11 protein-coding genes are annotated in these 20,215 nt (G+C 58.2%); 2 read left to right on the forward strand and 9 right to left on the reverse strand.

Annotated elements, in window-relative coordinates; translation table 11 throughout:
• Nucleotides 1–12: 12 nt before the first annotated feature.
• Nucleotides 13–918, forward strand: coding sequence for a polysaccharide deacetylase family protein (locus PREDE_RS04800; RefSeq protein WP_005844639.1), 906 nt, complete (start codon nt 13–15; stop codon nt 916–918).
• Between the two features lie 124 nt (nt 919–1,042).
• On the opposite strand, the gene PREDE_RS04805 is transcribed toward PREDE_RS04800, so the two are convergent.
• The 7 genes from PREDE_RS04805 to PREDE_RS04835 form a co-directional block, all read right to left on the reverse strand.
• Complete coding sequence (locus PREDE_RS04805; protein WP_005844641.1) at nt 1,043–3,391, reverse strand: RagB/SusD family nutrient uptake outer membrane protein; 2,349 nt, start codon at nt 3,389–3,391, stop codon at nt 1,043–1,045.
• Nucleotides 3,392–3,417: 26 nt separating this feature from the next.
• A complete protein-coding gene (locus PREDE_RS04810; RefSeq protein WP_005844643.1) occupies nt 3,418–6,729 on the reverse strand; it encodes a SusC/RagA family TonB-linked outer membrane protein in 3,312 nt (1,103 codons plus the stop codon).
• Nucleotides 6,730–6,981: 252 nt separating this feature from the next.
• Nucleotides 6,982–8,610, reverse strand: a complete 1,629-nt coding sequence (locus tag PREDE_RS04815; RefSeq protein ID WP_005844646.1) for a RagB/SusD family nutrient uptake outer membrane protein — start codon at nt 8,608–8,610, stop codon at nt 6,982–6,984.
• A 17-nt stretch (nt 8,611–8,627) separates the two neighbouring features.
• On the reverse strand, nt 8,628–11,888 hold the full coding sequence (locus PREDE_RS04820) for a SusC/RagA family TonB-linked outer membrane protein (RefSeq protein ID WP_005844648.1): 3,261 nt from the start codon (nt 11,886–11,888) through the stop codon (nt 8,628–8,630).
• A gap of 132 nt (nt 11,889–12,020) precedes the next feature.
• Nucleotides 12,021–13,058: an L-rhamnose/proton symporter RhaT gene (locus PREDE_RS04825; RefSeq protein WP_005844650.1), complete on the reverse strand. Its 1,038-nt coding sequence runs from the start codon at nt 13,056–13,058 to the stop codon at nt 12,021–12,023.
• Nucleotides 13,059–13,111: 53 nt separating this feature from the next.
• Nucleotides 13,112–14,365, reverse strand: coding sequence for an L-rhamnose isomerase (locus PREDE_RS04830; RefSeq protein ID WP_005844652.1), 1,254 nt, complete (start codon nt 14,363–14,365; stop codon nt 13,112–13,114).
• Between the two features lie 63 nt (nt 14,366–14,428).
• Nucleotides 14,429–15,904 carry a rhamnulokinase gene (locus PREDE_RS04835; protein ID WP_005844654.1) on the reverse strand — a complete coding sequence of 492 codons (1,476 nt, stop codon included), beginning with the start codon at nt 15,902–15,904 and terminating at the stop codon, nt 14,429–14,431.
• A gap of 202 nt (nt 15,905–16,106) precedes the next feature.
• Between PREDE_RS04835 and nhaD the strand changes: the two genes are divergently transcribed.
• Nucleotides 16,107–17,468 (forward strand): sodium:proton antiporter NhaD, encoded by a 1,362-nt coding sequence (gene nhaD, locus PREDE_RS04840; protein WP_005844656.1) that lies wholly within the window; start codon nt 16,107–16,109, stop codon nt 17,466–17,468.
• Nucleotides 17,469–17,647: 179 nt separating this feature from the next.
• On the opposite strand, the gene PREDE_RS04845 is transcribed toward nhaD, so the two are convergent.
• Both PREDE_RS04845 and cysK read right to left on the reverse strand, forming a co-directional pair.
• Nucleotides 17,648–18,523, reverse strand: a complete 876-nt coding sequence (locus tag PREDE_RS04845; protein ID WP_005844657.1) for an AraC family transcriptional regulator — start codon at nt 18,521–18,523, stop codon at nt 17,648–17,650.
• 340 nt (nt 18,524–18,863) lie between these two features.
• The gene (gene cysK / locus PREDE_RS04850) at nt 18,864–19,811 is read right to left on the reverse strand and encodes a cysteine synthase A (RefSeq protein WP_005844659.1); all 948 of its coding nucleotides are present in this window, start codon (nt 19,809–19,811) and stop codon (nt 18,864–18,866) included.
• Between the last annotated feature and the right edge of the window lie 404 nt (nt 19,812–20,215).

Here is a 20,215-nt window from a genome sequence, read left to right on the forward strand (position 1 = left end):
ACCCCTCATTCCATGACTTGCAAGACGCTCCTCCTGCTCCTCCCCACCCTGCTTGGCCCCGTTGGTCTCCATGCCGAAAGGCCCCAAGTCTGCGTGGCCCGCTATGACAGCGGCCGCGTAGCAGCCTTGTCGCTCACCTTCGACGACGGGCTGCTGGAGCACTACACCGTGGTCTTCCCCCTGCTCCGGCGACTGGGACTGCGCGCCACCTTTGGCCTCATCGGCAGCCGCGTGGGCGGCGTGACGAGCGGTAAATACAAGAATGTGCCCTGCCTGTCGTGGGAGCAGGCCCGCGAGATGGCACTGGGCGGACAGGAAATCACCAGCCACGGCTACGCCCATCTCAACGTGACGCAGCTCTCGCCCGCCGAGCTTCGCCGCGAGGTGCAGCACAACGACACGCTCATCTGGCAGCACACGGGCCAGTTGCCACGCACCTATCTCTATCCCGGCAACCGCAAGAGCGACACCGCCACAGCCTTTTGCAGCCGTGGACGCACATGCACGCGCACGTCCCAGGTGAGCCTGGGCGGAAAGCGCACGCCGGAATGGTTCGGCGGCTACCTGTGCCAGCTCATGGCCAGCCACGGCTGGGGCGTCACCATGACCCATGGCATTGCCATAGGCTACGACCATTTCGACCAGCCCCAATACTTTACCCGGATGCTGGAACTGGCGGCGGCACGGCAGGACAGCCTGTGGATTGCCCCGCTGCGCGACGTGGGAGCCTACGTGCAGGAGCGCGACCACGCCCGGCTGCGCGTGCGGCAGCGGCGGGGCCGGCTCGTCATCCGCGTGCGCACAGGACTCGACCCAGCTGTCTTCCACCACCCGCTCACCCTGCTTGTAGACGGACGGCCCTACCGGGTGGAGATGGGGAAGCGCGGGGGACGGCTGGAAATCGAACTCGGAAAATAAAGCCGCCACGGCAAACGAAACGGGGTGCAGACTTGACATGTCAAGTCTGCACCCCGCCATTTTTATGTCCGCCGCCCCCCGTCAGAGCATCCGAACGGGCCGGACAACCAGCTGTCGATGATGTCTACTGATTGTAACCGTAGTTCTGATAGGCTTTCTTGGCATCCTCGGAAAGCAGCGTATTGCTGTCGTCGGTGAGCATATCGATGAACGTCTGCGGGAAAGGCTTCAGCGTCATATAGTTTTGGAATGCCCCCTTGGGCTTGCCATCCTGTCCAGTGGTGGCGGTAGTATTGTCCGAAGTGTCCCACTGACCCACGGCGTAACTGCCGTTGCCGGCGTTGGCCCCCATCTGGTCGTGCCACTGAATGCGCTCTGCCTGAAGGCCCGAATGGTGCAGAATCTCGTAGTACATCTCCTCGGAGTTGAACTCACGACAGTATTCGTTGAGGATGAACTCGCGGAAACGCAACTGGTCGGTCGTGGCTGCGGCAGGATAATTCTCCTGCTGCGACTTGACAGACACGCCGTCCCAATAGCTGGCATCCACCCGTATGCGGGCATAGCTGTCGCCTGCAGCAGCATAGGGATACTGCCGTTCGGCGGCCGAGAGCTCGGCATGACCGGGATAGAGACGGGCCAAAACCTCGGCGCGATGCTCGCCGGCCTTGTAGGCTGCACGCTCCCGCAGCACGTTGATGTCGGCTATGGCGGCCGTGTAGTTGCCCTTGCGGCCCTCGGCTTCGGCACGCAACAGATAGGTCTCGGCCAGCCGGAAGACGGGCACATCCTTGGTGCCATAGATGGAGTTGGCACCCGAACGGTTGCAGTCGTCATACTTCAGGGTGGAGAGATAGCCGGTGCGCATGGCATTTTCGAGGCCGTAGTGGTTGGCACTGGCACCCTCGCCCAGCTGGCTCACAAAGCTGTACTGGCCACCGTTTTCCACCAGCTGCGGGCGGTAGTAGTACTTGCCGTCTTTCTTCATCCAGCGGGCGAAGCACACAAAGGGCTGTGCATCGGCCTCGTCCACGTCGATAGCCGTGGCCTTGGTGTTCTCAATGATGGCAAAGGCAAGGTCTCTACGGCCCATCTTGTGCTCGCCGGCCACGGCCTTGCGTCCGCCCCAACTGGTGCGGGTATAGCCGGGCAGGATGTGGGTGTTGAAGTAGTCGGCCTGCCGCTCCGTCCAAGTATAGGAGTCGTTCTTGTCATCTGTGTAGGTGTAATAGTCGGCATCGGCCGCCTTGGTGGAGCGCGTGCCGCCGTTGAGAGCCGTTGTGAACTCGAGGTGGAACGACTTCTCGAAGCGCGAGTCGTGCTGCTTGTCGGTGAAAACGTCGAATCCCCAGTCGTTGTTCACGTAGCTGGTGTTGGGCGCCGAGGGGTTCTCCCAGGTATAATCGGGTATGCCCCACTTGTTGTTCACATAAGTTTGGGCGAACAAGCAACAGGCGCGGTTGCCGTAACGATAGTTGTCTGTACCGTTGCCGAAGACGCCGGCCAGAATGATTTCGCGGGAGCTTTCGTTGTCCCATGAGTCGATACCGTTTTTCCACAAGGCCAGATAGTTGCTCTCCATAGCGTACTTTCCGCTGTTGATCACCATGCCGGCGTAGTGGATGCACGAGTCGAGGTCGGTATCAACCTTGCCTTTATAGAGCATGCCCAGATAGGATTTGGGGTTGCTGTTGTCGATGGTTCCGTCGGCGTTGCGGCCATATTCGGCCGTGCCATAGTCGGCACCCTGGGCCCGTGTGAGGTAGAGTTTGGCTAGGAAATGGGCGGCAGCATACTTGGTGATGCGGCCGAAAGCCTCGGCCTCCTCGGGCAGATGCTCCACGGCGTAACGCATGTCGGCAATCATGATGCGCCATTGCTGCTCGGAGGGCATACGGCTATAGTTGAAGTTGCTGGGCAGCGACGTGATGCTGGTCTGCGGAAAATAGACATCGCCCAGCAGCGTGTTGAGTGTGTACATCAGGTAGTCGCGGTTGAAGAGAGCCTCCGAGAGGCGTGCGGCCGCATACTTCCCATCAGTCGCATACTTGCCCACGGCCTTGCCGCTGCGAATGGAGACAATGGCCTTGTTGCAGCAGTCGATGACGGGGTAGCAGTTGATGATGAAGCCTGACTGCTGCCGGCTCTGCGTGCCCATAAAGGAATTCATGAAGCCCGGGATGCTGTTCCATGTGCCGGTGGCCGTCCAAGTGGATGTGGAGAACTGGTTCTCGGCGTTGCGTCCGCTCACCAGTCCGCAGTCGTGTCCCACCTCGAAGCAGTATCCGCCCTCGGTATAGGGATGACGCAGACGCTCTGCATTGTAGGTGCTCACCACCAGCTGGTCGAGCCCCTGCTCTGTTTCAAAATAGTCTTGGGTAATGGTACTCACCATCTTCTCCTCCAGAAAATCGCCCGAGCAAGAAGCTGTTCCCAAGGCCAGTAAGCCAATTGAAAGATATTTGATGTTCATATTGATGATGCTTTAAGCTGTAATTTTTAGAATCCGAGACGAACGCCGAGTACAAAGCTGCGGGTGATACAGGTGTTGTTGGTCTGTCCGCCATTATGGTTGGACGCGTCCCAGCCTGTGATGTCGTCAGGGTTTATACCGGCCTTGACCAGTTCGCCGCCGAAGAGGAACGGGTTAAGCACCTGCACATAGGCCGAGGCGGTGTTAGCGCCAAAGCGCGACGTGACCTTCTTGGGCAGGTTGTAACTGAGCGAGATGTTGCGAATGATGACCATGTTGCCCTTGGTATAGTTGCGCACATAGTCGTAGGTGGTGGTGCGCGTGGCCGTGGTGGGCTGGGCAAATTTGGCTCCAGTGTTCGTGGGACTCCAGGTGTCGTGCTCCACCCGGCGGCCTATGGTCTGTGCCAGACCGTAGTAGGTGTTGCCAAAACGGCCGTAAGCAAAGATGCTCAGCGAGAGATCGCGGTAGGTAAAGGTGTTGGTCCAACCGAAACTCCATTTGGGACTCTTCTGATAGACCACCTTGTCGTCGTTGTCGAACTTGCCAAAACCGTTGTCGGCAAAGTAGTAGTCCTTGCCCTCATAGGTAAATTTCGTGGCGCCCGGCGTGCCTGCATCGACCAGAACCATGGGTTGATCCGCTATCTTGTACTGGCCGGGGAGGAACGTCAGCTTCTTCGAGTTGTAGGCTGCCATCATCATTCGGTCTTCGTCGGTGTCCTGCCACAGACGGTCAAGCCGGTAATCATAGTACACGTTGAGAGGGCTTTTGATGAACCAAGTGTTGCCCGGCTCGTCCACTTTGCCGTTCGAGAGTTCCACGATCTTCTCCTTGTTGGTGGTGAACGATACGGAAGTCTCCCAACTAAATTGCTTCGATTTCACCGGAACGGCATTGAGCGTGGCTTCAAAACCGCGGTTCTGTGTCTTGCCAATGTTGGAGCGAATCTGGGCGTAGCCCGTGATGACGGGTATCGTGCGGTTCATAATCACGTCGGATGTATTGGCTACATAGTATTCCAGACTTCCGTAGATGCGGCTGTTCAGGAAGCTGAAGTCAATGCCGACATTGGTCGAAGCCGTCTTCTCCCAGCCCAGCACATAGTTGGGCATCACGTCGGGCTTGGCACCATTGGTGTTGCTCACCGACCCGCCATAGCCGAAAGGAATCTTGGCGTAAGTGGAGGTCACGCTTCCAGCAGTCGAATAAGGCGATACGGAAGAGTTGCCCGTCACACCGTAACCCAGGCGTATTTTCAACTGGTCTATCCATTTTACCCCTTTCAGGAAACTCTCCTCGTTGATCTTCCAAGCCAGTGCAGCCGACGGAAAGAAGTCCCATTTGTGGCCCTCGGCCAGCACGCTGGCACCGTCGTAACGGCCTGTCAGTGTGAGCAGGTAGCGGTCCATGAGGCTGTAGTTCACACGGGCCATCCACGAAGCACGCGTCCAATTGCTGTAGTTGGTGCCGTAGCTCACCTTGTCTTTGTTGGAGTTGCCCAGGTCGTACCACATGGATGTGGGGTAGACAATCTCGTAGGCGCGGATGTTGATGCCCTCCGTGCGATACTTTTCAGCACTCTGCATCAGCGTCACACCCAAGTGGTGTATCTTGGAAAAGTCCTTGTCGTAGTAAAGAAGATTTTCTAAAGTCCAGCTCATGTTGGTGCTCTGGTTGTTGTATCCCACCTTTGGCTCGGTAGAATCGAAGCCGTAGACATTGGACCATTCCTCGTCATAGTAGCTGCCATAACGCGACTGGCGGAACTGCGAACCGAAGTTCGTGCGCCAGCGAAGACCGTCCAACGGGGCCCAGATTTTGCCGAAACCCACCTCGAAATAAGAGCTCAGGTTAAGGCCATAGTAACGGTACTCGTTGGTTGAATGAGCCACATCGCTGGCTATGTTGTGGCCTGCCTGGCCGTTGGTGGTGCCCACAAGGTAGCTGCCGTCCTCGTTGAACGCCGGCACCCAAGGCATGATTCCCATGGCCAGACCGTAGGAATCCTTGGCCACAGAATTGTCGAAGTTGCTCACAATGCCATAGTTCTTGATGGAGTGCGACCCGTTCAAACCGATGCCTACGGTCAGGAAATCGAGCGGTTTAATCTCGCCATTCAGGTTCACCGTGTAGCGTTTGTAGTCTTGATCCTTGAGTGGAACATCCTGATTTAGATAGCCCATACTCATGTAGAGCTTGCTCTTGTCCGTTCCTGCAGACAGACTCACTTGGTGGTTGTGGGTAAATCCGGTACGTGTCACAAGCTTACCCCAATCCTGACTGAACATGCGCGACGAATCGTAGACCGGCACTTGGGCGGCATATCCCGCCGCCATCTCCTCGGCCGTAGCCGCCCGCATCTGCAGCGTTCCGTCTGCATTGTAGGCATAGGCCGTGGCCATGACGCGCCGAGTCCAGTCTTCCGAGCCCATGCCTGTGATGGCACGGTCGCGGTCGGGGTCGGGCGCCGTGCCGTAAGCACCATTGTAAGTGCCCCCGGTGATGGCGGCCTGACGGGTATAATCAAGCAGTTGTCCGGCCTTCATATAGTCGGTAGTGGAGTGCAAGGAGTTCCAAATGTAGCTGCCATCATAGTTAATACTCACTCGTCCGCTCTGGCCTTTCTTGGACGTTATTAGGATAACGCCATTGGCACCACGGCTGCCATAGATTGCCGTCGACGAAGCGTCCTTGAGCACTTCTATGCTTTCTATGTCGCTGGGATTGAGGTCAGCCATCGACCCTGCCGTCAGAGGGATGCCGTCAACAACGTAGAGCGGCGTGTTGTCGGCCAGCAGCGAGCGGTTGCCTCGCACGCGGATGTCGCCGAGTTCACCCGGTCGATTGTTGGTAGTAATGTCCACGCCAGCAGTCTTGCCCTGCATGGCTTGGAGTGCATTCTGCACCGGACGCTCCTCGATGGTCTTGGCATTAATACGGCTCATGGCCCCCGTGAGATCCGATTTGCGCATTTGGCCATAGCCCACGACAACAAGTTCGTCCAGCGTCTCGGAATCATCCATCAGTTTAACATTGACTTCTCTGCGGCCGTCGACACCGACGCTCTGCGTCTTCATGCCTACATACGAGACCACAATCGTGGCTTTGGCGGGCACGGTAGGTATGGAAAAGTGGCCGTCGAGGTCGGTCACCGTGCCTTGTGAAGTGCCTTGAATGATGACGCTGGCCCCGATGACGGGTTCGCCATTGGAGTCGACCACGGTTCCTGTCACCCGATTTTGGGCGACAGCCATGGAGGTGCAGAGCAGGAAAGATGTCGTGAACAGTAGCCGCGACAAGTGGTTTTTAGACCTGTTTCCTTGAGATTGTTTCATTGTAGAGGTTTTTAATGATGAGTATTTAAGCTTTAAATTCCGTGAAACACACGTCGTCCACGTCGCCGGCGACCTTATCCAACACCCCGGAATTGTAGGGACACAACCCGTGTGTGTCCACCCATATCGCTCAGTTTTCTGACATACAGGACGCATGTCCCTACGTCTTGGCAACCATTTGCCGGTGTTTTGGCACGCCCGTCCCGCATGGGACGTCTGCGAAGGCCGCAATGAGCCTCCGCAGACAAGGGGTCAATACCCGGCGTTCTGCTTGTACAAGCCGGGAGTAATGTTCATCTGATTGGCCGGAATGGGATAGAGATAGCGGCCGTCGGCCACGTTGGAGGCACTCGCCCCCTCGGGATTTCCGTAGCGGGCGAACATGTCGATGATGTCTTGTTTCCACGTGCCGTAGCGCACTTGGTCGAACCATCGCACACCCTCGCCGAAGAGTTCCAGTCGCCGCTCGCGCCGCACATATTTCCGGGCCGTGGCTGCATCCACGTCGGTGGCCACGGGGTCGATGCCGGCCCGACTGCGAATCTCGTTGACAATGGCCAGTGCTTCGGCCGTCTTGCCCTCATCGACGAGTATTTCAGCCTGGAGCAACATCATGTCTTCTATGCGGATGACGGCATAGTTCACGGGCCAGTCGTTGTAGTCTTTCAGCGTGCTGTAGTTCATCGAGAGCCCCAGGGCGTCCAGCTTGGGCTTGGAGGGGATGGGCTTGTAGATGATGCTCTCCACGTAAACAGAATCCGACTCGCCGTCCACGGTCAGCAGTTCCTTGGCGTTGGAATAGGCCACGGTGTTGCCCTCGGCAGGATAACCGTCGAGCAGCGACCAGCCCTCGCCCCGCAAATCTTTGTTGCCCGTGGAATACACACGGTTGAACTCGAAGCGCAGCGTCTTCTCCACGAAGTTGTCGTAGCCAAAAAGGCGCACGCCCACACCGTTGGTATAGGAGGGCGGCAGCGACTTCACCATGCTGAAGATGCCGGGATTACCCGTGCCCCCGACACGGTACTGGATGGCAAAGACCGAGTAGAGATTGTTGCCGTCGGGGGTGAACTGCTTGCGCCATTCGGCAATGGTGGGTGCCCAGTAACGTGCCTTATTGGCCAGTACCTGCTGCAAATAGGTCTTGGCCGAGGCCGTAGCCGTGGCATCATTGTAGGGATTTCCGGCCAGCGTCATGTAGACACGGGCCAGCATGGCGGCGGCGGCCGTCTTGTCGGCACGCCCCTGCGCGGGCACCTTGGTCCCTGCACCGTCGGTCACGTTGCCTTTGTCCGGCAGGTCGAGACCGTACTTGAGTTCGGGTATCACCACCTTGTCGAGGATGGTTCTGCCGTCGGTCTGGGCTATGGCATTCACCGCAGAGGGCGACGATGGCTCGAGCACCACAGGCACATTGCCGAACAAACGCACCAGCTCGAAATAGGCCCAGCCCCGCAAGAAGTGGGCCTCGTTCAGCAGCTGGGCCTGTACCGTGGCATTGTTGAACTTGGCTTTGCCGAGCTTGGCTATGGCCGTGTTGGCATCAAATATCACCTTGTACCAGGCGTCCCAGGCACTTTCAAAGGTGCCCAACTCGGAGCCGGCCCGGAAATTGCTGATGTCTGAGCAGTCGCGCTGGCCGTTGGGCGTGGGGTTGGACCATACATTGTCCGACCGGTATTCCGACATTTCATGATACTCATGCTCCACCAAGTAGCGCAAGTCGGCATAAATGCCCAGCACTCCCTGGTTGGCCTGGGCGGCCGTCTGGTAGAAACCGTCGGCCGACAGGAGGTTTTTGGGAGGCTGCTCCAAGAAGTCACTGCACGAGGATAAGGCAAGGAGCAAGGCTCCGGAATATAGAATATTTCTTAGTTTCATGATGTAAAGCTATTTGGTTAGAACGTGATATTAACTCCCAGCGTGTAGACCCGGGCCGTGGGGTAGCCGCCATAGTCGATGCCCAGAGCCGATGCTCCACCAGGCACGCCCGACTTGCCGTTGGCAATTTCGGGAGAAAAGCCGGAGTAGTAATCATCAAATCGCAACAGGTTCTCGCACGACGCGTAGATGCGGGCACGCTGCAGAATCTTGCTCTTCACAGGAAGAGTATAGCCAATGGTGAGGTTCTTCAGGCTCAAATAGTTGGAGCTCCAGAGCCAACGAGAGTCAACTTGTCCGCCCGTAGTACTGCTGAAGATGTAGGGCGTGGTGCCGTCGCCCGTCTCGTTCTCGCTCCACCAAGCCGTGTTCCAGCAGTCCATCACGTTGCCTTGGGCGCCCATCGACGGACGGTCGATGGCTCTACCCAGCGTGCCAAGTATCTTTCCGCCCAGCTGGGCCGTAATGAGCATGGAAGCATCGAAGCCTTTCCATTGGAAGGTGTTGGTCATGCCGAAAGTCCATTTGGGAGTGGGCTGGCCCAGATATACCCTGTCATCGTCGAGCGTAATGTTGCCGTCGTGGTTCACATCGCGGTAGCGGATGTCGCCGGGCTTGTTGGCTTTGCCTTGGAAAGTCACTCTCTTCACGCCGCATTCCTGGGCATAGGCATCGAGTTCGGCCTGTGATTTCCACACGCCCACAGCCTCATACATGTAGAATGCGTTGACAGGATGGCCCACGGCAAGGATATTTGAGGCGTTGGCTCCGTCACCCGTGCCGTTGAATCCCGAGTAGATGGGAGTGTTGTCGGTACCGAGAGACACCACCTCGTTGGTGTTGTATGATACGTTGAAAGAGGTGTCCCACTTGAATTTGCCCGTCATATTGTGCGAGGTGAGCTCTACGTCAAGACCCCGATTCTTGATTTCGCCCAGGTTGCCCCAGATGGAAGTGAAGCCGGAAGCCCCGGCCACGGGCACCTGATAGAGCAAATCCTTGGTGCGTTTGGTGTACCAGTCGAGCGACACTTGCAGCCGGTTGTCGAGGAAACCAAAGTCGAAAGCCACATCGGTAGAGTGGGTCTTCTCCCATCCCAGGTCGGCATTGCCCAGCGAATTGGCGTTAAACCCCGCCGCCCCGGCATAGGCAACGGCTGTCAGTGTGGCATAGGCGGCCGTGTTGGAGATGTTGTTGTTGCCTGTCACACCATAGGAAGCGCGCAGCTTGAACGTGTTCCACCAACTGGGTTTCCAGTTTTTCCAGAACTTTTCTTCGCTCACAAGCCAGCCGGCACTCAGTGCAGGGAACACGCCCCACTTGTTGTCACCGCCAAAAACAGACCCGCCGTCGTAGCGCAACGAGGCAGACAACAGATAACGTTCGGCGTAGTTATAGGAGGCGCGGCCGAAGACCGACACCAGATTGTTGGGGGTAGACTCGGTCACGGTATTGGCGTTTGGCGTGACAATACTCCCGTTGAACGAGCCCGTAATGGCATCATTGGCAAAAGGAGCCTTGTAGGTTTGGTTGGTGCTGAAGCCCACATTGCTGTTCTCGCGCGAGGCTCCGGCCATCAAACTAAGGTTGTGTTTGCCGAAGTCATGGTCGTAATTAGCCAATGCCTGTACCAGAGTGGACCACACGCGAGAGGTGGAATGTCCGCCGCTCGACTGCGATCCCTCGCCCGATGTCCAGTTAGCGCTGGCACTGGTGAAATTGTACGACCGACCGTCCACGTCGTAATAGTTGGCCGCTCCCGAGAATTCGATCTTGAGATCTTCGATAGGAGTAATGCGCATGAAAGCATTGGCCACCAGACGTGCACGGTTGCTACGGTTGATGTTCTGCTCCAGCGTGGCCAGCGGCGAGGGCGTTCCGGCCCAGTCATACTTCAAATAAGGCTGCCGGTTGGTATAATAGCCGGCATCGGGTTCAGCCACGGGCGTGGCCGAAACAATGTGATGAACCATGGCGTCCTTGCCATTGGCCAGCCCCGATCCGTTGACAATGATGTAGGTGGGGGCCAGATTCAGGCCGATGGTAAGGTATTTGTTGATTTTGCTTTCCACGTTGGCTCGCAGGTTGACACGCTGATAGTCTGTGCCCACCACAAGGCCATCCTGCCGCATATAGCCGCCGGAGACCATGTAAGACAGCGCGTCAGTGCCGCCGGAGACGGAGACATCGTAGTTCTGAATCATGGCATTGCGGAAACAGCGATCCTGCCAATCCAGCAGTGCCAAGCTGCCTTCGTTGCCTGTCACCGTGTAGCCGTGGGCTGCGGCAACCGAGGGATCAAGATACTGGAACCAGCGGTTGTCGAGTACAACCATGTAGTTGGGTTTCGACATAGAGCCGCCAATGTTGGCCATACGCGTGGCATTGTCATCGGTAATACTGGCATTGGTCACCCCGCGACTGGCCGCAGTGTTCAGGTAGTACTGGTCGTTCCATCGCATTTTGAACTGCATCCACTCCTGGGCCGACATGATGTCGAGCTTCTTTTCCGGGGACTGAAAGCCCACACTGGCATTGAATGTCACTGTAGGCTTGCCGTTTTTGCCACGCTTGGTGGTCACAATGACCACGCCATTGCTGCCTCGACTTCCATAGATGGCTGCCGAAGCGGCATCCTTGAGCACCTCTATACTTTGGATGTCATTGGGGTTAAGGTTGCTGATTGTGTTCTGCGGCACACCGTCAACAACGTAAAGCGGGTCGCTGCTGGCATTGACAGAAGCAGCCCCGCGCACGCGAATCTGCTGGTCGGCACCCGGCTCACCACTCACCGTTCGCACGGTCACGCCGGCCAGCTGCCCCTGCAAGGCCTGCTCGGCACGAGCCAGCGGCCTGTCCTGAATGCCCTTATTGTCCATCTTTGCAACCGCCGATGTCAGGTTGCGTTTCTTTACTGAGCCGTAGCCTATGACCACTACTTCGTCCAGATTCAGCTTGTCTTCGGTCAGCGTTATGGCCAAAGGGGCTGTGCCGCGAGCCGTTACCGACCGGCTCTCGAAGCCCACATACGACACGGTTATTGTCTGTCCATCTTTCACTCCGGCGATGGAAAAGTGGCCGTCGAGGTCGGTCACCGTGCCTTGTGAAGTGCCTTGAATGATGACGCTGGCCCCAATGACGGGCTCGCCATTGGAGTCGACCACGGTTCCTGTCACCCGATTTTGGGCGACAGCCATGGAGGTGCAGAGCAGGAAAGATGTCGTGAACAGCAGCCGCGACAAGTGGTTTTTAGACCTGTTTCCTTGAGATTGTTTCATTGTAGAGGTTTTTAATGATGAGTATTTAAGCTTTAAATTCCGAAAAACATACGTATTTCGCATGTATCGGAAACATCCGGGCAGCGCCAATCGGCACAACATGCCCGGATGATGACGACCGCAGCCGGATGGCTATCCGAGGAACTGCGGCAAGAACGAGGAAAGGATGAGCACCGCAATGCCCACGACGAGCACGGCGATGGTACTGCGCGAGCAGCCCTTCCACTCCTTGAGGATGATGCCCCACACGTTGGAAAACACCACGTTGAGGGCCATGAGGATGCAGAACGAGAGCGTCATGAGCGTGGGCGAACCCGTGAGAAAGCCCTTGCCCAACGAGAGACCGAAGAACTGACTGTACCACAACGCACCGGCCAACAGGCAGAACAGCAGGTTGTTGCCCCACACGTCGCGCCGGGTGTAGTCGGCCCAGGTGTGGTTTTTCTGGTTCTGCCAGAAGCAGTAGACGGCGTTGGTGACAAAGCCGCCCAGCGTCACGAGGGCCGTGGCAGGCAGTGTTTTGTACATGGCGGGCGTGAGTTCGCCGAAGTTGATGTCCTTGCCAAACTCGAGTCCCACGTTGAAACAGCCGCTCATGAAGCCGGCCAGCAACGCAATGGCCAGGCCCTTGGGAAAGTTGAAGTCCTTGACAGCCGCCCGTTTCTCCTCCTCGCTGAGCGAGCTGGCCTTCATGGAGCCGGCCACTCCAATGATGGCAATGCCGACGAGCGTAACCACCACGCCGAGAATCACGGCCGTGGTGAGGGCACTGAGCGCGTCGAGTTCGGGGAAGAACACATTGAGCAACACGGGCCCCATGACGGTGCCCAGCCCGGCGCAAGTGCCCAGCGCGATGGACTGCCCGAGGGCCACACCCAGATAGCGCATGGAGAGACCGAACGTAAGGCCGCCCACGCCCCAGAGCACTCCGAAGAGCACGGTCATCCAGAGACTGAACGCGGGCGCACCGGCCCAGAGTTCCAGCAGGCTGTGGCCCGCCGGAACGGCCAGCTGCGCGCCGAGGCACGGCAGCACCAGCCACGCAAAAACGCCTTGTACCACCCAGTAGCTCTCCCAACTCCAACCCTTGATCTTGTTGATGGGGACGTAGCAACTCGACTGGCAGAAGGCGCCGACAGCAATGATGAGTAATCCGATGATGATGTCCATAACAGCAAAAGCCCCCGCCCGCGGCAGTCTGCCGGGACAAGGGGCCTACCTTATTATTTTCTCTTGAACGTCACCTCCTGCTCGTACTTCTCGATGTCGGCGATGAAGTCTTCGGCAACAGGCACATTGTGCGTATAGTTGTAGTAGTCGTAGACGGCGCCCATGGGCAGGGTCTTTGCCTCTTCGAGCAGGGCCAGACGCTGGAAGAGCTTGTCCTCGTCCTCGTACTTTCGCAGCAGCTCGAGCGGCTCCAGGAAAGCCTGAAGCAGGCTCTTCTGCGTGGCGCGCGTACCTATAATATAGGCCCCTATACGGTCGATGGAGGCATCAAAATAGTCCAGACCGATGTGGGCGCGGTGCAATTGGCCGGCACGTACAAGCTCTGCAAAGAGGTTGCGCGTGTTGTCGTCGAAGAGCGTCACGTGGTCGGAATCCCAGTGCATGGGCCGCGACACGTGGAGCATGAGCTCGGGAACGAAGAGCAGCAGCGACGAAACGGCGTCGCTCACATTCTCCGTCGGCTCGTAGTGGCCGGTGTCGAGCGTGTAGATCACGTTGTTCTTGGCGCAGTATCCGGCGTAGAAATCGTGCGAGCCCACGGTGTAGGCCTCCAGCCCGATGCCAAAGAGCTTGGCTTCCAGACAGGATTTCATGTCGGGCAGCTGCTCGGCAAGGATCTCGTCCAAGCTCTCTTTCAGAATCTGACGATAGCGGAATTTCTCCACGGTATAGTCCTTGGAGCCGTCGTGCACCCAGATATTCATGATGCAAGGATCGGCCTGATACTTGCCCATGGCATCGGCAATGCGGCGGCAACGCTTGGTATGATCGATCCAGAATTCGCGGATTTCCTTGTCCGGATTCGAGAGCGTGAGGCTGCCGCTCTTGGGATGCGAGAACGAGGTGGAGTTGAAGTCGAGCTTCAAATTGTGCTCCTTGGCCCACTGCATCCAGCTCTCAAAGTGCTTGGCCTCCACCTGGTCGCGGTCGACAAACCGTCCGCCGAAGTCGCCGTAAGTCTCGTGCAGGTTCAGTCGGAACGAGCCGGCGAGCATCGAGGTCACCTTGTCGATGTCCTGACGCAGCTCGTCAATGTTGCGGGCCTTGCCGGGATAGTTGCCCGTAGTCTGGATGCCGCCCGAGGCAGCTTCATTGCGTTCAAAGCCCACCACGTCGTCGGCCTGCCAGCAGTGCAGGGAGATGGGGGTCTTTTCGAGGGTTTCCAGTGCCTTGTCGGTGTCTACTCCGAGGGCAGCATAGCGCTCTTTGGCCAGCGCATAGTTCTTTTCAATGAGTTCTGATTTCATGTTGCGATTGTATTTTTTAATGATGAATATTGCGGAAAACGGGGGTGCCGGCAGTGCGGCGGCCTACTTGGTGAGGTCTGTCCAGCGGGCGTAGGCCTCGTCCCACACGGCCTTGTCCTGGGGCTCGAAGCGTTTCAGCTCCACCGACCGGGCGATGATGCGGCGCATGTCCCACACGTCGGCCACGTCGCCGGCGGCCTTGGCCTGAAGCATGACGTTGCCAATGGCCGTGCCTTCCTGGGGTCCGGCCAGCACGACGACACCGCACGAGTTGGCCGTGAACTGGTCGAGATAGGCATTGAGCGAGCCGCCGCCGATGATGTGGAGCACGCGGATGTCGAAGTCGGCAAACTCCCGCAGCCACGTGAACACCTGGCGGTAGCGCAGGGCCAGCGACTCGAAGATGCAGCGACAGTACTCGGCCGGCGTGCGCGGCACGGGCTGACCGGTGCGCCGGCAATAGTCGTCAATGGCGGCAACCATCGACGGCGGATTGGCAAAACAGGCGTCGTCGGGATTGATGAGGCTGCGGAAAGACTCACAATCCATCGACTCACGCTGCAGCGCGGCATGGCCGCGGGCCTTCTCTTCGGGCCACTCTTGCCGGCAACGCTCGTAGATCCACATGCCGCAGATGTTCTTCAGGAAGCGCGTGGTGCCCTCAATGCCACCCTCATTGGTGAAGTTGCGCTCGAAGCTCTGCCCGTTGATGACGGCCCGGCGCGTCTCGATGCCCATGAGACTCCACGTGCCCGAGCTGAGGTAGGCAAACTGCTCGTCGGCCGCCGGCACGGCCGCCACGGCACTGGCCGTATCGTGACCGGCCACGGCCACCACAGGCACGGGCCCGAGTCCCGTGGTGCGCTGCACCTCGGGCGTGAGCCCGCCAATCACCGTGGCGGGGGTCGTCATGGACCCGAACTGGTCGCGCCGCATCCCCAGGCTGGCCACCAGCTCCTCGTCGAGGTCGGCCGTCAGGGGGTTGAGCAGCTGCGAAGTGGAGGCCACCGTGTACTCGCACACGGCCCGTCCCGTGAGCATATAGCTCAGGGCATCGGGGATAAAGAGCACCTTCGAGGCGTGGCGCAGGGCGGTGTTGCCGTCGCGCTGCATCTGATAGAGCTGGAACAGCGAGTTGAAATTCATGAACTGGATGCCCGTCTTGGCGTAGACCGTGGCCTTGTCCACGGCCTCGCTGAAATAGGTTTCCATCGCCGCCGCCGTGTGGGGGTCGCGGTAAGCCAGCGGGTTGCGCAGTATCTGGCCGTCGTCGCCCACGCATACGAAGTCGCAGCCCCAGGTGTCGATGCCGATGCTGCTCAGGGGAATGCAACGTTCGGCAGCCAGCCGCAGCCCCTTGACAACCTCGTGATAGAGGGCGAAAATGTCCCAGTAGACATGGCCTCCGACCTCGATGAGCACGTTGTCGAAGCGCGTAAGCTCCTGCAGTTCGAGCCGTCCGCCGGCCAGTGTGCCGATGATGGTGCGGCCGCTTGTGGCCCCGAGGTCTACGGCAAAATAGTATTTTCGATTTTCCATAGAGAGTTGCTGTTAGGATGAGGGGTTAGGGATTTGTCTTATCGTCGCGGCAAAATTAGACGATTTTCCAAGGGGCTGCCATAATAATTTGATTTTTGAGCCCAAGGTTTTGAGATTTTGCGTAACTTTGCAGCCACGGTGCCGGGGCGGCCTCATGCCGGCCGCGGGCCCGCCATTCCCCATTTCTTAACGTATCAAAAGCATGTCAACCTTAACCATTGCCATCGTCGTCGCTTTCTGCGTGGGCTATCTTTTCATCGCCCTTGAGAGCATGACCAAAGTGAACAAGGCCGCCGTGGCCTTGCTGATGTTTGCCGCATGCTGGACGCTCTTCATGGTGTCGCCCGGCAGTTATATCCCTGGAGCCACCGGCCCCGCGCTGCTCAGCGAGGTGAGCGACGCCATCGAGCACCATCTGGGAAGCACTTCCACCACCCTCTTCTTCCTCATGGGGGCCATGACCATCGTGGAAATCGTCGATCAAAACGGCGGTTTCAACTGGGTGCGCACCGCCATGAGCACGCGCAGTAAACGCACGCTGTTGTGGCGAATAGCCTTTATGACGTTCATCCTCTCGGCCATTCTCGACAACCTCACCACAAGCATTGTGATGATTATGATACTGCGCAAGCTGGTCCACGACCACAAGGACCGCATCGTTTATGCCTCGCTGGTCATCATCGCGGCCAACTCGGGCGGGGCCTTTTCGCCCATTGGCGACGTCACCACCATCATGCTTTGGAACAAGGGCGTTATCACGGCGGCCGGCGTCATCACGGAGATTCTCGTTCCCTCGCTGGTGTCGATGGTGGTGCCCGCCCTCATCCTGCAATACTCGCTGCGGGGCGAACTGGAGACCGCCGGCGACATGCCGATGAAGAGCGACTACGAGGTGCTCGACTTTTCGAGCCGCCAGCGCAAGGCGGTGTTCCTCGTCGGCGTGGGCGGATTGGTGCTCGTGCCGGTGTTCAAGGCCGTTACAGGGCTGCCTCCTTTCGTGGGCATCCTGCTCGTGCTGGGCATTCTGTGGACCACGACAGAGCTGTTCTACCGCAACCTGCACTGCGGGGCCGACCGTGAGGGCACGGGCAAGCGCGTCTCCAACCTGCTGCACAACATCGACATGAGCACCATTCTCTTCTTCCTCGGCATCCTCATGGCCGTGGCCTGTCTCGAAGAAGTGGGCGTGCTCACGGCCCTGGGCCAGGGCCTCAACACCGCTTTCGACGGCAACCACTATGCCGTGACGGGCATCATCGGCGTGCTGTCGAGCATCGTCGACAACGTGCCGCTGGTGGCTGGCTGCATGGGCATGTATCCCGTGACCGCCACAGGCGACATGGCCGTGGACGGCATCTTCTGGCAACTGCTGGCCTACTGTGCCGGCGTGGGCGGCTCGATGCTCATCATCGGCTCGGCCGCCGGCGTGGTGGTAATGGGTCTGGAGAAGATCACTTTCGGCTGGTACATGCGTCACATCAGCTTGATTGCTTTCGTGGGCTACGCTCTCGGCATCCTGAGCTACTGGGGGTTGCGCACGTTTGTCCTCACCACTCCGATTTGATGCCGCCGCAACGGCCCTGCGATTGCACCGTAAAGGCCCTGCGATTGCACCGTCATCGCACGGCGGTTGCGGCGTAATCGCCGCGCCTTTACGCCGTCAGGAAAAAACCGCGACGCCGTCACAGATCCGATGCTACGGATTTGTGGCGGCGTCGTTTCGTTTTTCCCGCAGGGACTCCCCTACCGGGTCTGCTCCCGAAAGTCGCTGGGCTTCATGCCGGTCTTTATCTTGAACTTGGACGAGAAATAGTCGGGCGACTCGAAACGCAACTGATAGGCAATCTGCTTGATGCTGAGATCGGTGGTGGTCAGCAGCTCCTTGGCCCGCTGCAGACGCAGGTCTTGCTGGTAGAGGGCCGGGGAGACGCCGGTAAATTCCTTGAAGAGCTTGCGGAAATTGCTGTAGCTCACGTTCATCTCCTTGGCTATCTGCTGGATGGTGAGGTCGGCCTCCAGCGACTCACGGATGCGTCGGCGGGCATGGTTCACCATGTCCACGTGCTTGTGGTTGCTGTTCAATTCGTTGTTGCGTTCCAGCGAATACATCAGTCCGATGAGCAGGTTCACCACGCCTGCCAGCGTCTGTTGCACGTAAGCGCTCTCGTCGAGGGCCGTCTGGTAGGCAAAGCGGTAGAGCTCGTCAAGGCGGCTTGAGAAGCCCACATGGTAGACAGGCTTGTCGGGCGCGAGGAATCCGGCCCGCACACGGCTGTCCACATTCTGCCCCTTGAACCCAATCCAGTAGCTCTTCCACCCCGTGGCCGGCTCGGGATGATAGCTGTGCCACTCCTGCGGGAAGAGCAGGAACAGGTCGCCGGCCTTGAGCCGGGCTTCGGCCACGCGGGCCGAATGGAACACGCCCTCGCCCTCAATGATGTAGAGCAACTGGTATTCGTTCAGGATGCGTCCCTTGTCGAGGTTGAAGTAGTAGCCGTCGGCATGGCCGTGGGTGGGGTATTCTTCACCGGGCAAAATCTCCTCGTAGCCCACGGTAGAGACCGTAAGCCCCCACAGACTGTCGTGAGAATTGGCCACCAAGTATTTGCTGATCTGCATGCGGTTTGGGATTGATAAAGACGGTCAAGCCGGTAGGACTCAAGCCGAGCCTCGATTTGATGGGGACAAAAATACTGAAAAGGTGTCAAAAAACAATGGGCAATAGCCAAAAATCTCCCCAAAAATTTGCAGCGAAACGAAAGTTTCGGTATGTCTACCACCGCATCAACAACAAGATAAGGGCGTGTCAAAATGCTGAACTATTGCCAAATTGTAGGGACATACGCCCTGTATGCCCGAATGTAAAACGGCATGCAGGGACACACACGAGGTGTATCCCTGCATATAAATCGTGGTTATTGTTCTGAAACGCTCCCGTCTGCGGCACTGTTCCTACGCCTTAAAGCGGATACTCGTCAAAGGCGTAGAGCACGGTGGAGAGGTAGCGTTCGCCCGTGTCGGGCAGCAACACCACGATGCGCTTGCCCGCATTCTCAGGGCGGCGGGCCAGCTCGGTGGCGGCAAAGGCGGCCGCCCCCGACGAGATGCCCACGAGCAGACCCTCCTGTTGGGCCAGTTGGCGACCGGCCAGAATGGCATCGTCGTTGTCCACGCGCACCACCTCGTCCACCACGGAAGCGTCATAAGTAGCGGGAACAAAGCCTGCACCGATGCCCTGAATCTTGTGCGGGCCGGCGGTGCCGCCGCTCAACACGGGCGATGCGCTGGGCTCCACAGCCACAATCTTCACCCCGGGGTTCTTCTCCTTGAGTCTCCGGCCAATGCCCGACACCGTTCCGCCCGTGCCCACGCCGGCCACGAAGATGTCTACCTGCCCGTCGGTGTCTTCCCAGATTTCCAGCCCCGTGGTGTCGTAGTGCCGCTGCGGGTTAGCCTGATTCACGAACTGCCCCAGGATTATCGAGCCTGGAATGGAGTCGCGCAGCTCCTCGGCGGCCTTGATGGCACCGCCCATGCCGGCCGCTCCGCTGGTGAGTTTCACCTGGGCTCCATAGGCTTTCACCAGGTTGCGCCGCTCCATGCTCATAGTCTCGGGCATGGTCAGGATGAGCTTGTAGCCCTTGACGGCCGAGACCAGGGCCAGCCCCACGCCGGTGTTGCCGCTCGTGGGCTCGATGATGGTGGCTCCGGGCTTGAGCAACCCCTGGGCTTCGGCGGCCTCGATCATGGCCAGGGCGATGCGGTCTTTCACGCTGCCACCGGGATTGAACGACTCCACCTTGGCCACAACAGGGGTGCCGGCACCCCGCAAAGCCGAATACTTGGCCAGCTCCACGAGCGGTGTGCGGCCCACTAAATCTGTAATACGCTTGAAAATCTTTGCCATAAAATCTTATCCTCCGTCTAATTTTGAATTATGAATTTTGAATTGCAAAAGCTGTTTGCATCGTTCTGATTCTCTGCTGCAAAGTTACGGCAAAAACCCATGCGCCGCAATCGCACAAACAGGGCATATCGGCTACCATGTTTGTGGTATTTAAGCCCGCCGTTTGGAACACACGACGCGATGCGCGGCCGCCCGCATGCCTAAAACAGAATCGCGGGCCGTGTCTCACGACACAGCCCGCACAAAAAGAGATATTATAAAAACACAATATAGAGGTGTATTGTAGTTACCTTGTCTGTGTAAAGGGATGGATGCCCCCCGTGTGTGTCCGTTCATACAACTGTCAATCGGTGGGTTAAAGACAACTGGGAACAACGGATAACAACATTTATGCCGTGGCGCAG

Source organism: Prevotella dentalis DSM 3688, from assembly GCF_000242335.1.
In the GTDB taxonomy this organism is placed as follows: domain Bacteria; phylum Bacteroidota; class Bacteroidia; order Bacteroidales; family Bacteroidaceae; genus Prevotella; species Prevotella seregens.